This window comes from Gaetbulibacter aestuarii (assembly GCF_039537665.1).
Lineage (GTDB): Bacteria > Bacteroidota > Bacteroidia > Flavobacteriales > Flavobacteriaceae > Gaetbulibacter_A > Gaetbulibacter_A aestuarii.
Map to the genome: position 1 here is coordinate 583,871 of NZ_BAABAY010000002.1, position 15,942 is coordinate 599,812.

Below are 15,942 nucleotides of genomic sequence, written 5' to 3' on the forward strand. Positions count from 1 at the left end.
TTCAATCTTTATTATTCCTATTGAAATACGTACCTTGTTGTTTTACAAACTAGAAAAACTGACTTAAATACGCTATGAAGAAACTAGCATTACATTGGAAGATTATTATTGGTATGGTTCTCGGAATTATTTTCGGGTTTATTTTAACCTCTGTTGAAGGTGGAAGAGGGTTTGTTGGAGACTGGATAGCACCTTTTGGAACCATTTTTATAAATCTTTTGAAGCTCATTGCGGTTCCTTTAATTTTAGCCTCTTTGATCAAAGGGATTTCTGATTTAAAAGATATTTCCAAGATCAAATCCATGGGTTTAAGAACCATTTCTATCTATATTATTACGACCCTGGTAGCGATTATTATTGGTCTTACCATAGTAAATACAGTGCAGCCCGGAAAGGGGATGCCTCAGGATACCCTTCAAAAAATTGAGGAGCGCTATCAAAATGACGCCGGAGTGGCGGATAAATTAGAAAAGGCTTCTGCGCAGAAAGATGCCGGACCTTTGCAACCTTTGGTTGATATTTTTCCAAGTAATATATTTGAATCTTTTGCCAGTGCATCCATGCTCCAGGTTATTTTCTTTGCCTTGTTCGTGGGTATATGTTTACTTTTGATTGGTGAAAAAAAGGCAAAACCTTTAATCGATTTCTTTGATTCCCTAAATGAGGTCGTCATGAAAATGGTGGATCTTATTATGTTATTTGCGCCTTACGCCGTATTTGCTTTATTAGCGAATGTGATCGTTGCATTTGACGATCCTGATATTCTTTTAAAATTACTTATGTATTCACTTTGTGTGGTAGGTGGTCTTATCTTGATGATTTGTTTTTACTTGTTACTTATTGGCGTGTACGTAAAAAAATCACCGATGTGGTTTTTACAACAAATCAGTCCGGCGCAACTATTGGCGTTCTCTACCAGTAGTAGTGCTGCAACACTGCCCGTTACCATGGAACGCGTTGAGGAACACCTGGGCGTAGATAAGGAGGTTTCTGGTTTCGTGCTTCCTGTAGGTGCTACCGTGAATATGGATGGAACAAGTTTATACCAGGGTATTGCCGCGGTATTTATCATGCAGGTTATTTGGCCTGAAGGTTTAACTTTCACAAATCAATTGGTTATTATTCTAACGGCGCTTTTAGCTTCCATTGGAAGTGCAGCCGTACCTAGTGCAGGTATGGTTATGTTGGTGATTGTTTTAGAATCTATAGGTTTTCCGGCGGAATTATTACCAATTGGACTAGCCCTGATTTTTGCAGTTGATCGCCCATTGGATATGTGTAGAACGGTTGTGAATGTTACCGGTGATGCAACGGTTTCCCTTATTGTTGCGAAATCTCTGGGCAAAATTCATGAGCCAAAACCTAAAGAATGGAACGACAATTACAATGAAGTAAAATAGAATTTATCAAAATTATCATGAGTAACACCTTAAGCATAAACCATCCAATTGTTTCTGTGTCCTGGTTACATGATAATCTGGATGCTGATAATCTTGTGGTTTTAGATGGAACCATGGGGAAAAACCTCGATGAGGCTTACTCGCAAATACCAAAGGCTCGTTTTTTCGATATTAAAAATAAATTTAGCAATACATCTGATCCTTTTCCTAATGCCTTTCCTTCAACAGAACAATTTCAAAAGGAAGCTCAAACTTTAGGTATAAATTCCGATAGTGCCATTGTGGTTTACGATGATAAGGGTATTTATTCCAGTGCTCGTGTTTGGTGGTTATTCAAATCTTTCGGTCACAATAACGTCGCGGTCTTAAGTGGCGGGTTTCCGGCTTGGGAAAAAGCAGGGTACGCTACTGAAATAGCCAAATCCTATTCCGGTGAATCCGGGAATTTTAAAGCCGTACTTCAACCCAAAACCATGCAATTCTTTAAGGGTTTAAAAAGTGTGGTTCAAAATCATTCTCATAAAGTTGTGGATGCGCGTTCAGCAGATCGTTTTCAAGGTAAAGTTCCTGAGCCAAGAGCAGGATTGCGACAAGGAACAATTCCCGACTCTGTGAATTTACCTTTCACTGATCTACTGGAAGACGGTCACCTTAAATCGAAGATCGAATTGGAAAAAGCACTTTATATGGTGGCTCAAAAAAATGATCCTGTAGTTTTTTCTTGTGGTTCGGGTATTACGGCCTGTGTGCTTGCATTAGGCGCATCAGTTGCCGGTTATAATAATATTTCAGTTTATGATGGTTCCTGGACCGAGTGGGGGACTTTAGTTGAAGACTGATTATTCCAAAAATTTTGCTTTTAATTCAGGCGTCGGAACCATGCACTCCGCTTTCTTTCCAAACCATTTGTAGCGGTTCCTGGCTATAAAATCGTAAATCCAATTTCTTAAAAATGTAGGAACAATAAAAAACACACACCACAAAGCATGTGGAAATCCTAAACGGTAAGCCACTTTTAAGGCGGCCGTACTTTTATAATCCAAACCTTTTTCAGGGGTGTAAAGCAATACAGAATCAGTTTTTTGTGTATCGATATTAAATCGTTCAATCAATGCTTTGCCTGTATTACTTTGAAGCGCTGTAAACATGAATTGGTTCTTCTTATCGTATTTTATAACGTATTGTATACTGCTGTTGCAAAGATTGCAAACACCATCAAAAAGAATTAAATATTTTCCCTGCGGAAGTTTTATCATTTTTTAACAGCTTCAACGAGTTCCAATTGCTCCAAACTCACATTGGTAGTGAACATGCCATAGTTTACAACAGCTTTGTTCTTTTCAATTTTATCGATACTTCCCACAGCACGACCATCTTCCATACGCACGCGATCGCCTACTTTTAGAACTGGTTTAGGTTTTTCAGGTATTTCCTTAGCTTTTTCTTTGGCTATTTTTTTCTTTTTACGAATAACTTCAACCTTTTTATCAGCTTCTTTTTTTACCTGCTGCTCTTTTGCTTTTTGGGCTTTCTTTTGCTTCGCTGAAATTTTTTTGCGTTTGGAATTTTCAATTTGTATCAATTTGAATAATTCGCCCATTAAGTCGCGTTTCCGTTTGTTTTCAAAATATTTTTCAGCCAGATCATTTACTTTCTGACCTAAATAGATCAAACGCTGATTGCTGTCATATAACTCCTGATAGCTTTCCAGTTTTTTCTGTATGCGCGCATTGATCTCTTCCAGTTTTTCAGCTTCCTCAGAAGTTTTCTTTTCATTTTCTTTTAAGGACTGTCCTGTTTTTTCCAGTTTTGATCGTTCCTTCTGTAATTTGGCGATCGTGGCATCAAAACGGATCTTACTACGTTCAATTTTTTTCTTCGCCCGATTTATCAAACTAAAAGGGATGCCATTTTTCTGAGCGACTTCAAATGTAAAACTACTTCCGGCCTGTCCAACAACAAGTTTAAACATAGGTTCCAGTGTTTTCTCATTGAAAAGCATGTTGGCGTTCACCATATGTGGGAGTTCCGTAGCTAGTATTTTTAAATTAGAATAATGCGTCGTAATGATCCCGAACGCTTCCCGATGATAAAATTCTTCCAAAAATGTTTCGGCTAAAGCACCACCAAGTTCCGGGTCACTTCCTGTACCAAATTCATCAATTAGGAATAAGGTATTCTTATTGCATTTGGTAAGGAAATAGCGCATTTGTTTCAAGCGATAACTGTACGTGCTCAGGTGATTTTCGATGGATTGGTTATCTCCAATATCACTAATGATGCGATCGAATAAACAAACCTTACTCCGCTCATGAACCGGAATTAAAATACCGCATTGTAACATCACCTGAAGTAGCCCGATCGTTTTTAAGGTAATACTTTTACCGCCGGCATTAGGTCCGGAGATCACTATAATACGACTGTCCTTTTTAAGTTCTATCGATTGCGGAAATGTTTTTTCCTGTTTTTCCAGATTGTTTAAATATAAAAGCGGGTGGTAAGCATCTCGTAAATGCATACTTTTATCCTCAGAGAATTCCGGAAGTATAGCATTCAAGGATTTCGCATATTTGGCTTTCGCAGAAATTACATCGATACGTGTTAGGAATTCCTGATAGCGTTCTAAAAGTGAATAAAACGGGCGTATAAAATTGGTTACTTCCTTTAAAATACGAACGACTTCCTCGCGCTCGTCATATTCTAAATTATTAAGTTCTCTGGAATATTGCATGGTAGTTTCAGGCTCAATGTACACAATGCTACCTGTTTTACTACCGCCCATAACACTACCTTTCACTTTCCGTCTGTACATGGCTTTAACGGCCAATACGCGTCGGTTTTCAACAACGGTTTCACGGATATCATCCAAATAATCCATTTGATGATAGGTGTGTAATGCTGTTGCGAAACTCTGATTGATCTTTCCTTTTACCTTATTGATTTCTTGCCGCAAGCGGAAAAGTTCATCGGATGCCTGATCTTTGATATCCCCAAATCGATCTACAACACTATCCACTTTTTCAATTAAAAGTTCTGTGATTTCAATATCTGAAGCATATTGATAAAGCTCCGGATAGTAGTCTTCAAACTTTTTAAGAAACTTTAGAATGGCATTGACCGTAATAGACATACTTACCAGTTTTTTCAAACTGTGAACCTCTAAAAATGTATTTTCTATTTTTAATAACTGAAGCTCTTTTGTAATGGCTTCAAAACCATGATTGGGTATGCGGTTATCATTAAAGAATGAAGACAGGTATTCATTCGTGAGGTTTAAACTGGTTTTTAAAGCGGCCTCATTTCGGTAAGGCGTAATACTTAAAACCTGCTCACGTCCCAAATGCGTTATGCATAGTTCGCTTATTTGTTCTAAAACCTGCGGAAACTCCAGATCCTGAAGCGTTTTTTCGTGAATATGTATATGGCGTTCTTTCATCTTTAGCGATAAAATTGTTTTAGGTCGGTAAGATGTATTTCGCTAACCTTCATTTGGGTTAATTTCAAGTTCGTATTAAGGCTCATTTCATTTTTAATGCAGCGCAAATTTAAAGAATCTAGGCGTATGTTTTAGGCTATTAGAACGAAACTATGTGAAATAAAAATACCGGGTTAACTAATGTAATTCCAGATATTCTTATACTTAGTCAATTGTTTGTAAGTTCTAAGTATAAGTTGATTTTCAGGTTGGCCAAGCGAAGGGTCCTGATTTATGATTTTCTTGGCGTAGAATCGAGCGCTTTTCAGGATGTCGTTGTCTTTGATTATATCAGCAATCTTCAGATTCAACACCCCACTTTGTTGGGTTCCCATAATGTCTCCGGGGCCACGTAAACGCAGATCTACTTCAGCGATATCAAAGCCATCATTTGTTCTAACCATGGTTTCCAAACGTGTTTTGCTATCAGCACTCAATTTATGACTCGTCATCAAAATACAATAGCTTTGTTCAGCACCACGTCCTACACGCCCGCGAAGCTGGTGTAATTGCGATAGGCCAAACCGTTCAGCACTTTCAATGATCATGACTGAAGCATTCGGTACATTAACACCAACCTCAATAACGGTTGTGGCGACCATAATGTTTGTTTCTCCCTTAATAAAGCGTTGCATTTCATAATCCTTGTCGGCAGGTTTCATTTTTCCATGCACGATGGATATTTGATACTCCGGTTTAGGAAAATCACGTTCGATGCTGGCGTAACCATCCATCAAATCTTTGTAATCCATTTTTTCACTTTCCTGGATCAAAGGATACACGATGTACACCTGCCGTCCTTTTTTTATTTCGTCCCGAATGAACTTAAAAACCTGAAGCCTGTTTTTGTCAAAACGATGCACCGTTTTTACGGCTTTTCTTCCGGGTGGTAATTCATCAATAATCGAGATATCCAGATCTCCATAAACCGACATCGCCAGAGTTCGTGGAATAGGGGTGGCGGTCATAATTAAAATGTGTGGTGGCGACTCATTTTTATGCCACAACTTACTCCGTTGGGCTACGCCAAAACGATGTTGTTCGTCGATAATGGCAAGACCTAAATTTTTAAATTGAACCTTATCTTCAAGGAGTGCATGGGTACCAATCAGGATGTTTAATTCACCATTTTCTAGTTTTTCATGAATTTCTTTTCTTTCTGAAGTTTTAGTTGAACCAGTTAATAATGAAATACTGATATTCAATGGATTACATATTTCTAATAATCCATTATAATGTTGAACTGACAAAATTTCAGTTGGCGCCATTAAGCAGGCTTGAAAACCGTTGTCAAGTGCGATGAGCATTGACATGAACGCCACTATGGTCTTCCCGGAACCTACATCACCCTGTAATAAGCGATTCATTTGAGCGTGGCTTCCCATATCACTTCGAATTTCTTTAATTACACGTTTCTGCGCTCCAGTTAATTTGAAGGGTAAATGTTCTTTGTAAAACGTGTTAAAATAATGGCCCACGGTTTCAAAAACAAAGCCTTTAATTTTAGTTTTATGGACTCTGTTTTTAATAATGAGTTGTAACTGGATATAAAATAATTCTTCAAATTTTAATCGGAATTGGGCTTTCGAAAGGAGCTCCGGACTCTTAGGAAAATGTACATTAAAAAGCGCCTCTTTTTTACTGATCAGTTTTAATTCGGAGCGTAAATTTTCAGAAAGCGTTTCTGTAAATTCACCGTTGGTTTCTCTAAATAAAGACTGCATGAACGTACTCATAACCCGATTAGAAATACCCTTGTTGGAGAGCTTTTCCGTAGACGGATAAATAGGCTGCATCGCAGAGCGCAGGTTTTGTTTGTGTTCAGCAAGTAATTCCATGTCGGGATGCGGCATGCTAAATCGCCCATTAAACCAGTTTGTTTTTCCGAAGATCACATAAGGGGTTTGTAATTTTAAACGGTCACGAATCCATTTTTGGCCACGAAACCACACTAATTCCATGACACCGGTGTCATCCTGAAAGGTGGCAACCAGCCGTTTACCACGCTTTTGGGCTACTTCCTTAAAACCGGTGATCACACCAACAACCTGAACGTCTGCATTATTTCGGGGTAACTGATTTATTTTGTAGTATTGTGTTCGGTCGATATATCTGTTGGGAAACAAATTAATAAGATCCTGATAGGTGTGAATTCCTAATTCTTTACGAAGTAAGTCGGCGCGATTCGGGCCAACACCTTTCAGATAATCTATGGGTGTTTGAAGATTTACAGACATAAAGCGAATTTAGGGTATTTCGATTAAGATTAAAAGTGCTAATTTGGTCTAAAAGTTGCAGATCTGTTTACATGAATAAAATAATTAAACTATTTATATTTTTTGCTTCTATTATTTGTTACTCGCAACAAACCGATGTGGTCGATTTCAAAACTGCGAAAGCTGTAATTTCATTCGACACCATTCAAAAAGAAGTTATGGGAACTGTTACTTACGACTTTCATATTCTGAAGGATATTGACTCAATTTATTTGGATGCCCAGAACTTTAAATCTGTTTCTTATCGCTTAGACCATAGTTATAATGACAGTTTATATAACGGAAATCAAATTATTGTAAAACAAGCATTTAAAAAAAATACAAATCATCGATTAATCGTTCACTGGAAAACCGAACCTAAACAAGCGTTGTATTTTATTGATTGGGATGATCCCGGTGGGAATAAGCAGATCTGGACGCAAGGTCAAGGTAAATATACAAGTAATTGGTTACCATCCTTAGACGATATGAATGATAAAATTGTTTTTGATCTGACCATTTCATTCAATAAAAAATATCAGGTGATGGCCAATGGAAAACTATTCAGTAAAATTTCAAATGATTCGATCACAACCTGGCATTATGGAATGAGAAAACCTATGGCGAGTTATCTGGTTGCTTTGGCTATTGGTAAATACGATAAGCAGGAAACCTCTTCTAATTCAGGAATTCCTATTGAGATGTATTATTATCCCGAAGATGCGTTGAAATTTGAACCTACGTATCGCTATACTAAAGAAATTTTCGATTATCTGGAGCAAGAGATAGGCATCCCTTATCCGTGGCAAAACTATAAAGAAGTTCCTGTTAAAGATTTTCTTTATGCGGGAATGGAAAATACAAGTCTGACGATTTTTTCCGATCGGTTCGTAGTTGATTCCATTGGATACAATGATCAAAACTTTGTAAATGTTGGTGCCCATGAATTGGCGCATCAATGGTTTGGCGATCTGGTTACGGAAACTTCTGGAACGCATCATTGGTTGCAAGAAGGTTTTGCTACCTATTATGCACTTTTAGCTGAGCGCCATATTTTTGGTAAGAATTATTACTATTGGCGCCTTTACGAATACGCTGATACCCTTTTTAAACAGGATAAATCTGGTGGAGGGACTTCACTTTTAGATCCAAAATCGAGTAGTGACACGTTTTACAAGCGCGGCGCCTGGGTTTTGCATGCCTTGCGTGAAAAGGTTGGGGATTCAGTTTTTAAAACGGCGGTCAGGAATTATTTAAATGATTTCAAATTTAAGAATGTTCAAACAGATGATTTTTTAGGTGAAGTGGAAAAAGTAGGTCAGATTGATCTAAAAGATTTTAAGGCGAAATGGATAACCCCAACCTCTTTCGATTACCATGATGCTATGGAAAGTTTAAAGAAGTCTACTTACATCAATGAATATTTGATGGCAGATTGCGAAGTCATAAATTCGCGCTGCAAGGATTATTTATCTTCAGGTATTTCCGATGAGGCCAAGATCAATATTATATCAGAATTAAAAGATAACATCTCTGAGGATGCTTTTAAGAATGCTTTGGAAGTCCGAAAGGCCATTGCTCAAAATGTCTCAAAAATTCCGTTAGATTTCAAAAATGATTATGAAAGTTTGCTTGAGGATAATTCCTATGAAACCATTGAAGCGGCATTGTTTCATTTATGGCAAAATTTTCCGGAAGACCGTTCAAAATACCTGAATGAAACAAAAGAAATACAAGGCTTTAAAACAAAAAATGTGCGTTTGTTGTGGCTGACTCTGGCTTTAATTACAGAGGACTATAACACGGAAGAAAAACCGACCTATTATCGAGAACTTTTGGACTACACCAGTCCAAAATATGGTTTTGAAATTAGACAAAATGCGATTCAATATTTATATCAGATCGGGGGTTGTAATTCGGAGTGTAAGGAAAATATAGAGCAAGCAACACATCATCATAACTGGCAATTTTCTAAATTTGCCAAGCAGTTATTAAAAACCATGAATCAATGAAAGCATTAGTAATTTCGGGTGGTGGCAGTAAGGGGGCCTATGCCGGAGGTGTGGCTCAATATTTAATAGAAGAGGAAGGCAAAGATTACGACATGTTTTTAGGAACCTCTACAGGAAGTTTGTTAGTACCCCATTTGGCTGCCGGTAAGATCGATAAGATCTACGATGTTTTTACTAATGTAAATCAAAGTAAAATATTCAGCATCAATCCTTTTAGAGTTCGAAAGAAAGGGAATCGAGAATACGTTTCTATCAACTACATTAATACGCTGCTTCAATTTATTAAGCGCAAGCGCACTTTTGGTGAAAGTATGGCGCTTAAGCGTAATATCCGGACCACCTTTACGCGGGCTGAGTTCAATTACATTCGAAATAATGTGGAGGATGTTGTGGTTACGGTTTCTAATTTATCGAAGAATCGGGTGGAGTATAAGTCTATCAACGATTTTACCTATGAAGAATTTTGCGACTGGATCTGGATATCCTGTAATTACATTCCGTTTATGTCTTTGGCCACTCGTGATGGCTATGAATATGCTGATGGCGGTTTAGGTTGTGTTGTGCCTATTCGCGAAGCCATTTTACGTGGTGCTACACATGTTGATGCCATTGTTCTGGAATCCGAATCTATGGAATATAACAAGATTTTGGGAAAGAATCCCTTTTCCCTTATGATTAATTTGTTCGGGCATTTGTTAGATCAGGTTGAACGTAATGATGTCACCATTGGGAAATTGGCCGCCAAAAATAAGGATGTGGAACTCAATTTATATTATACACCATCTAAATTAACCGAGAATTCGCTGATCTTTAATAAAAAATTAATGAGGTCCTGGTGGCAACAAGGCTTTGATTACGCCAAGGCTAAAAGTGAGCAAGGGCGTTCGAATGAACTCCGCATCGTATAGAATTACCAGATTTCTGAAACTTCCTCCTTTAAAAATGCTAATCCGGCATCACTGGGGGCGCGGCGTTCCATCATTTCGGTTAGAATAATTTCCCTGAGTTTGTTAGCGGTATCGGCTTTTTCAGATAAACCGGCTTTTCTGATAAGCTGAATAGTGGCATTTTTTGAAGCTGTTATAATGCTCCAGCATTTATCGCTCACATAGATTTGCTGCGAAAGATTGTGTTCAAACTCTTGTTCAATATTCTGAATTAGTAAAGCTTCGTAATCTTCTTTACTCGAAGAAATCGGAGTTACTCTTATAAGTAATTTTGACGGTGTAATGCGTTCTAAAAACAGTGCCATTCGCTCGTATGCCTGAAGCCTTAAAGGCATGGCATTAACCTGAAGGTCCTTTTTTAATAAAAAGCGTCTGCGACCATCTTCATTTCTAGTGTGTTCTCTAAAAAAATAATAAGCAATAACACCTGTGATAATCGTAGGCATGGCATACATAAAAAGGTCAAAAACTCGGGTCATTTCCATGGTTGGTTAAATAATTTTGGTTACTTACTTTTTGTGCTTCCCAAATATACACAATCTTTTAACTTTTGCATACCTTCAAATAGAACAGGTGTTTTTTCGTAATTATAGGCCTGATTGAGTTCTTTGGAAAGGTTATGGTCGTCCACATTAATTTCAATATCGCTCATTTTAAATTGGCAAGGATGTTCGTATCCGGCAGCATGAGTGATCTCCAAAAATTCTTTTCTGAAGGTTTTAAAATATTGCGCCAGCCGTACAGATTTTAAGTTAGTTTTTATACCATTTTGTAACCATTTATTTTGGGTGGCAACCCCACTCGGGCAGCGGTTGGTATGGCAAATTTGAGCTTGTATACATCCAATAGACATCATCGCCTCCCGTGCCACATTTATGCAGTCGGCGCCCATAGCAAATGCCATGGCTGCTTTACCTGGAAACCCAAGTTTACCACTGCCAATTAAAACAATCCGATCTGTTAAACCTTTGCGCTTAAGTAATTTGTACACATCACTAAAACCATATACCCATGGTAGCGATACGTGATCGGCAAAACTTGGTGGAGCAGCACCGGTTCCACCTTCACCACCATCAATAGTAATAAAATCCGGACCTTTATTTGTCTTTAACATAGCATCAGCTAATTCTTCCCATTGATCCAGTTTTCCGATAGCGGCCTTTATTCCAACGGGTAGTCCGGTTTCTTCAGCGATCATTTCTATGAAATCAATAAGTTCAGGAACGGTATTAAAAGCTGAATGATTGGCTGGTGATAGCACATCTTTTCCGGCAGGTACACCACGAATTTCAGCTATTTCTTTTGAAATTTTAGCTCCGGGTAAAACACCGCCTTTTCCTGGTTTGGCACCCTGAGAAAGCTTTATTTCGATGGCTTTTATAAAGGGATGTTCTTCAACCAGTTGTTTCAGTTTTTCCAGAGAAAAAGTACCGTCATCGTTGCGAACACCAAAATAACCGGTTCCAAAATGAAATATCACATCACTACCATTTTTGTGATAGGGCGATAGGCCACCTTCTCCTGTGTTGTGATAACCTCCCGCCAATTTTACGCCTATATTCAGGGATTCAACTGCTTTCGCGGAAAGGGAACCAAAACTCATCGCGGATACGTTAATTATAGACGCCGGGCGATATGGTTTTTTTCGTTTGTTATATGCTCCCATAACTTTAGCACATGGAATAAAGTCCGGATCGACCTTATTTGGATGGTTTTCAGGAAGCTTAAAAGGAAACATAGCATTATTAATGAAGACATGCTGAATTTCATAAATATCTCTATCGGTTCCGAAGCCTTTGTAATTATTCTCACGCTTTGCCGAGGCATAAATCCAGGTGCGTTCTATGCGATTAAAAGGGAGTTCTTCACGGTTACTCGCCACAAAATACTGGCGCATTTCCGGGCCGATACTTTCAAGCCAATACCGCAAATGCCCGACGATTGGAAAATTATGTGTGATACTATGTGCGCGCTGGAGAAAAATATCCCGAATAGCAACGAGAACCAGAAAAATAAGGATCCAGCCCCACCAACTTAGATTAGAAAAAAAGTTCAGAATAGATTCCATAACTTATTGATTTAGATAATCAAAGGTGATCTGTGTCAAGGCTTTAACACCATAGATCAAACCCGATTCATCGATTTTAAAATCAGGAGTATGGTGCGGATAAGGCGTTTTATTTCCTGGTGTCATACCACCCAGTTGGAAGTAAAATCCAGGTACTTTTTCCTGAAAAAATGAAAAATCTTCACCGCCGGTTGTAGCCTTCCTGAGTTCTACATGTTCATCGCCAACTACTTTTTTTAAACTTGGTAACATTTGATCCACTAAGGCAGGATCATTAAAAGTAATCGCGGTATTATTCTGAACCTCAAAGGTTGCTTCGCCACCGTATGCCCTGGCAATAGTCTCCGACATTTCCTTCATCCGGTTTAAAATCATGGCTTTCATATCCGGATTTAGAGTTCTCACAGTTCCTATCATTTCAGCACTTTCAGGTATTATGTTAAAACGAACACCACCGATTATTTTTCCAACAGTAATTACCGCAGCTTCTTCCGTGAGGTTTGTTTCCCTACTTATAATACTTTGAAAACCATCAATGATTTTAGCCGAAATATAAATAGGATCAACCCCCATCCATGGTCTTGAACCGTGTGTTTGTTTTCCTTTCACATGCACCTCAAAACGCTCAACTGCGGCCATCATACCTTCAGGTTTATATCTGATGGTTCCCACAGGAACAGTAGATTTAATATGCAAACCAAAAATGGCATCAACATCAGGATTTTGAAGCACCCCTTCTTTAATCATAAGGGCAGCACCGCCTTCTTCTCCTGGAGGAGCACCTTCTTCAGCCGGTTGAAAAATAAACTTTACAGTTCCCTTAATTTTATCCTTATTATGTGCCAGAATTTCAGCAACTCCCATCAAAATTGCCGTATGTGCATCATGTCCGCAGGCATGCATCACCCCGGTTTTAGTGCCTAAAAATTCGGTAACTACCTCGCTCTTAAAAGGCAAATCGTTACGCTCGGTAACAGGTAAGGCATCGATATCGGCACGAAGAGCGATAACCTTTCCGGGCTCATCTCCTTTCAAAATACCAACAACACCAGTATGAGCAACTCCGGTTTTAACTTCAATACCTAAAGATTTAAGATGTTTAGCAATAATTTCAGCGGTTCTGTATTCGCGATTCGATAATTCCGGATGCTCATGGAAATCACGTCGCCACTCAATAACCTGAGGTTCAATATCTGCAAATTGGTTTTCTAAAGCGGTTTGTGCCCAATTCTGGTAAAAACCAAATAAAAGAGTAATAAGTAAAAGGTTTTTCATGCTGTTTTTTGAGATTTTTGTTTAAATATATTCAAAAAATACGAAAGCAGCTGTTAAACCTAATTGTTTATAATTATTCATAAAACTGCTTATTTAAAAGCCTGACAATGGTTATTTTCACAACGTAAAAAGAATTGGAATTGGAGACGTATTTAAATCAATTGAATGAGGCGCAAAAGGAGGCTGTGTTACAACAAGATGGCCCAATGATTGTTATTGCCGGCGCCGGTTCGGGAAAAACCAGAGTGTTAACTTATCGCATTGCTTATTTAATGAATCAGGGTGTTGACCCTTTTAATATTCTATCCTTAACCTTTACAAATAAGGCGGCCCGTGAAATGAAGGAACGAATTGCTCAAATTGTTGGTTCCAGTGAGGCTAAGAATTTGTGGATGGGCACATTTCACTCAGTTTTTGCCAAGATCTTACGCATTGAATCAGATCGTTTGGGGTATCCTAATAATTTTACAATTTACGATACACAAGATTCAGATAGGCTTATTGCTTCTATTATTAAAGAAATGAATTTGGATAAGGATGTTTATAAATACAAGCAGATCCGCTCCAGAATTTCATCCTATAAAAATAATCTTATTACGGTAAAAGCCTATTTTCAAAACCCGGAACTCATTGAAGCTGATGCCATGGCCCGGCGACCACTCATGGGAGATATTTACAAAACCTATGTAGATCGTTGTTTTAAAGCAGGTGCAATGGACTTTGATGATTTGCTATTGAAAACCAATGAACTCTTAACCCGGTTTCCGGAGGTATTGGCCAAGTATCAAAATCGGTTTAAATATATTTTAGTTGATGAGTATCAGGATACCAACCATTCGCAATATTTGATTGTTAGGGCCTTGTCGGACAAATTTCAAAACATTTGTGTCGTTGGTGATGATGCGCAAAGTATTTACGCGTTCCGCGGAGCGAATATCAACAATATCCTGAATTTTCAAAAGGATTATGACGATGTGAAGGTTTTCCGTTTAGAACAGAATTATCGTTCCACAAAAAATATTGTGAATGCGGCAAATTCCATTATTGATAAGAACCAAACCAAGCTTGATAAAATAGTTTGGACGGCGAATGATGAAGGTACTAAAATTCAGGTTCACCGTTCTTTAACGGATGCAGATGAAGGCCGTTATGTGGCCAATAGCATTTTTGAAAATAAAATGAATAACCAATTGCCAAATAGCGATTTTGCCATTTTATATCGAACGAATGCGCAATCCCGTTCTATCGAGGATGCTTTAAGGAAACGTGATATTCCTTATCGGATTTATGGAGGGTTATCATTTTATCAAAGAAAGGAGATCAAAGATGTACTTTCATACCTGCGACTTGTTATTAATCCTGCGGATGAGGAAGCTTTAAAGCGTGTTATTAATTTCCCGGCCAGAGGTATTGGGCAAACGACAATTGATAAATTGATCGTGGCTGCCAATGCCGAGGATAAGACGATGTTTGAAGTTATGAAAAACATCGATTCAATGCCGGTAAATGTTAACTCCGGAACAAAAACCAAATTGCAGAATTTTGTGACCTTGATTGAGAGTTATCAGGTCATGAATCAAAAAGCAGATGTTTTTGAATTGGCAGAACATGTTACGCGTACCAGTGGTTTGATTAAGGAATTCAATAAAGACGGAACTCCGGAAGGTGTAACCCGAATGGAGAATATTGAAGAATTACTGAATGGTATGAAGGACTTTGTGGAAGGGCAGAAGGAGGTTGCCGATGCCACAGGCTCCCTGGCTGAATTCTTAGAGGATGTTGCTCTGGCCACCGATTTAGATCAAGATAAAGGCGATAGCGATCATGTGGCTTTAATGACAATTCACCTGGCAAAAGGATTGGAATTTCCATACGTTTATATTGTAGGTTTGGAGGAAGATCTGTTTCCAAGTGCCATGAGTATGAATACTCGTAGTGAACTTGAGGAAGAGCGACGCCTGTTTTATGTAGCACTTACCCGTGCCGAAAAACAAGCCTATTTAACCTATGCTTTGTCGCGCTATCGTTGGGGAAAATTAATAGATTCTGAGCCTAGCAGATTTATTGAAGAAATTGATGAGCAATATTTGGATATTGTTACCCCCATTGAAGAGCGACGCATTAATCCGATGCTTAGTGCCGATATTTTTGGCGATGTTGAACCCAATAAAGTTCGATTTAAACCCGCTAAACAAGCGAATTTCAAAAAAGGAAAACCCAAGAAGGAACAGGAAAAATTTCAGGTTTCAACACCTAAAAATTTAAAACCTGTATCAGAAAGTAATGGAAAGGCTAATTTGTTTGATAATAATCTTGCTGTTGGAAATATGGTAAAACATCTCCGTTTTGGTACGGGAGAAGTATTGAAGATCGAAGGTAGTGGAGCCGATACCAAAGCAGAAATAAAATTTCAACATGGAGGAACTAAAAAATTATTGCTTCGCTTTGCAAAACTGGAAGTTTTGAGCTAATTTGATAAGCATTAGAGTTTGCAATACATTTTAAAATTT

General features: G+C 38.2%; 11 protein-coding genes. 5 read left to right on the top strand and 6 right to left on the bottom strand.

Features of this window, described 5'->3' with window-relative positions:
- The first annotated feature begins 74 nt into the window (after positions 1 to 74).
- Together ABD682_RS11405 and ABD682_RS11410 are read left to right on the top strand one after the other, a co-directional pair.
- Positions 75 to 1,400, top strand: a complete 1,326-nt coding sequence (locus ABD682_RS11405) for a dicarboxylate/amino acid:cation symporter (protein WP_344741503.1) — start codon at positions 75 to 77, stop codon at positions 1,398 to 1,400.
- A gap of 17 nt (positions 1,401 to 1,417) precedes the next feature.
- Complete coding sequence (locus tag ABD682_RS11410) at positions 1,418 to 2,239, top strand: sulfurtransferase (RefSeq protein WP_344741504.1); 822 nt, start codon at positions 1,418 to 1,420, stop codon at positions 2,237 to 2,239.
- Here the strand turns inward: ABD682_RS11410 and ABD682_RS11415 are convergent, their stop codons facing one another.
- The 3 genes from ABD682_RS11415 to recG form a co-directional block, all read right to left on the bottom strand.
- Complete coding sequence (locus ABD682_RS11415; RefSeq protein ID WP_344741505.1) at positions 2,240 to 2,656, bottom strand: thiol-disulfide oxidoreductase DCC family protein; 417 nt, start codon at positions 2,654 to 2,656, stop codon at positions 2,240 to 2,242.
- Positions 2,653 to 4,836 (bottom strand): endonuclease MutS2, encoded by a 2,184-nt coding sequence (locus ABD682_RS11420; protein WP_344741507.1) that lies wholly within the window; start codon positions 4,834 to 4,836, stop codon positions 2,653 to 2,655. The genes ABD682_RS11415 and ABD682_RS11420 overlap by 4 nt, the downstream gene beginning before the upstream one ends.
- A gap of 173 nt (positions 4,837 to 5,009) precedes the next feature.
- Positions 5,010 to 7,112, bottom strand: coding sequence for an ATP-dependent DNA helicase RecG (recG, locus tag ABD682_RS11425; protein WP_344741509.1), 2,103 nt, complete (start codon positions 7,110 to 7,112; stop codon positions 5,010 to 5,012).
- A 71-nt stretch (positions 7,113 to 7,183) separates the two neighbouring features.
- Here recG and ABD682_RS11430 point away from each other — a divergent pair, with 71 nt between their 5' ends.
- Both ABD682_RS11430 and ABD682_RS11435 read left to right on the top strand, forming a co-directional pair.
- Positions 7,184 to 9,142: a M1 family metallopeptidase gene (locus tag ABD682_RS11430; RefSeq protein ID WP_344741510.1), complete on the top strand. Its 1,959-nt coding sequence runs from the start codon at positions 7,184 to 7,186 to the stop codon at positions 9,140 to 9,142.
- Positions 9,139 to 10,050, top strand: coding sequence for a patatin-like phospholipase family protein (locus tag ABD682_RS11435; protein WP_344741512.1), 912 nt, complete (start codon positions 9,139 to 9,141; stop codon positions 10,048 to 10,050). The genes ABD682_RS11430 and ABD682_RS11435 overlap by 4 nt, the downstream gene beginning before the upstream one ends.
- A 2-nt stretch (positions 10,051 to 10,052) precedes the next feature.
- Here the strand turns inward: ABD682_RS11435 and ABD682_RS11440 are convergent, their stop codons facing one another.
- From ABD682_RS11440 to ABD682_RS11450, 3 genes are read right to left on the bottom strand one after another with little or no spacing between them, the layout of a single operon-like run.
- Complete coding sequence (locus ABD682_RS11440) at positions 10,053 to 10,574, bottom strand: DUF7935 family protein (RefSeq protein WP_344741513.1); 522 nt, start codon at positions 10,572 to 10,574, stop codon at positions 10,053 to 10,055.
- Positions 10,575 to 10,594: 20 nt separating this feature from the next.
- Positions 10,595 to 12,157, bottom strand: coding sequence for an FMN-binding glutamate synthase family protein (locus tag ABD682_RS11445; RefSeq protein WP_344741514.1), 1,563 nt, complete (start codon positions 12,155 to 12,157; stop codon positions 10,595 to 10,597).
- A 3-nt stretch (positions 12,158 to 12,160) separates the two neighbouring features.
- Positions 12,161 to 13,432, bottom strand: coding sequence for an amidohydrolase (locus ABD682_RS11450; RefSeq protein ID WP_344741516.1), 1,272 nt, complete (start codon positions 13,430 to 13,432; stop codon positions 12,161 to 12,163).
- Positions 13,433 to 13,572: 140 nt separating this feature from the next.
- On the opposite strand from ABD682_RS11450, the gene ABD682_RS11455 reads away from it, so the two are divergent.
- Positions 13,573 to 15,903, top strand: a complete 2,331-nt coding sequence (locus ABD682_RS11455; RefSeq protein WP_344741518.1) for an ATP-dependent helicase — start codon at positions 13,573 to 13,575, stop codon at positions 15,901 to 15,903.
- Positions 15,904 to 15,942: the final 39 nt, after the last annotated feature.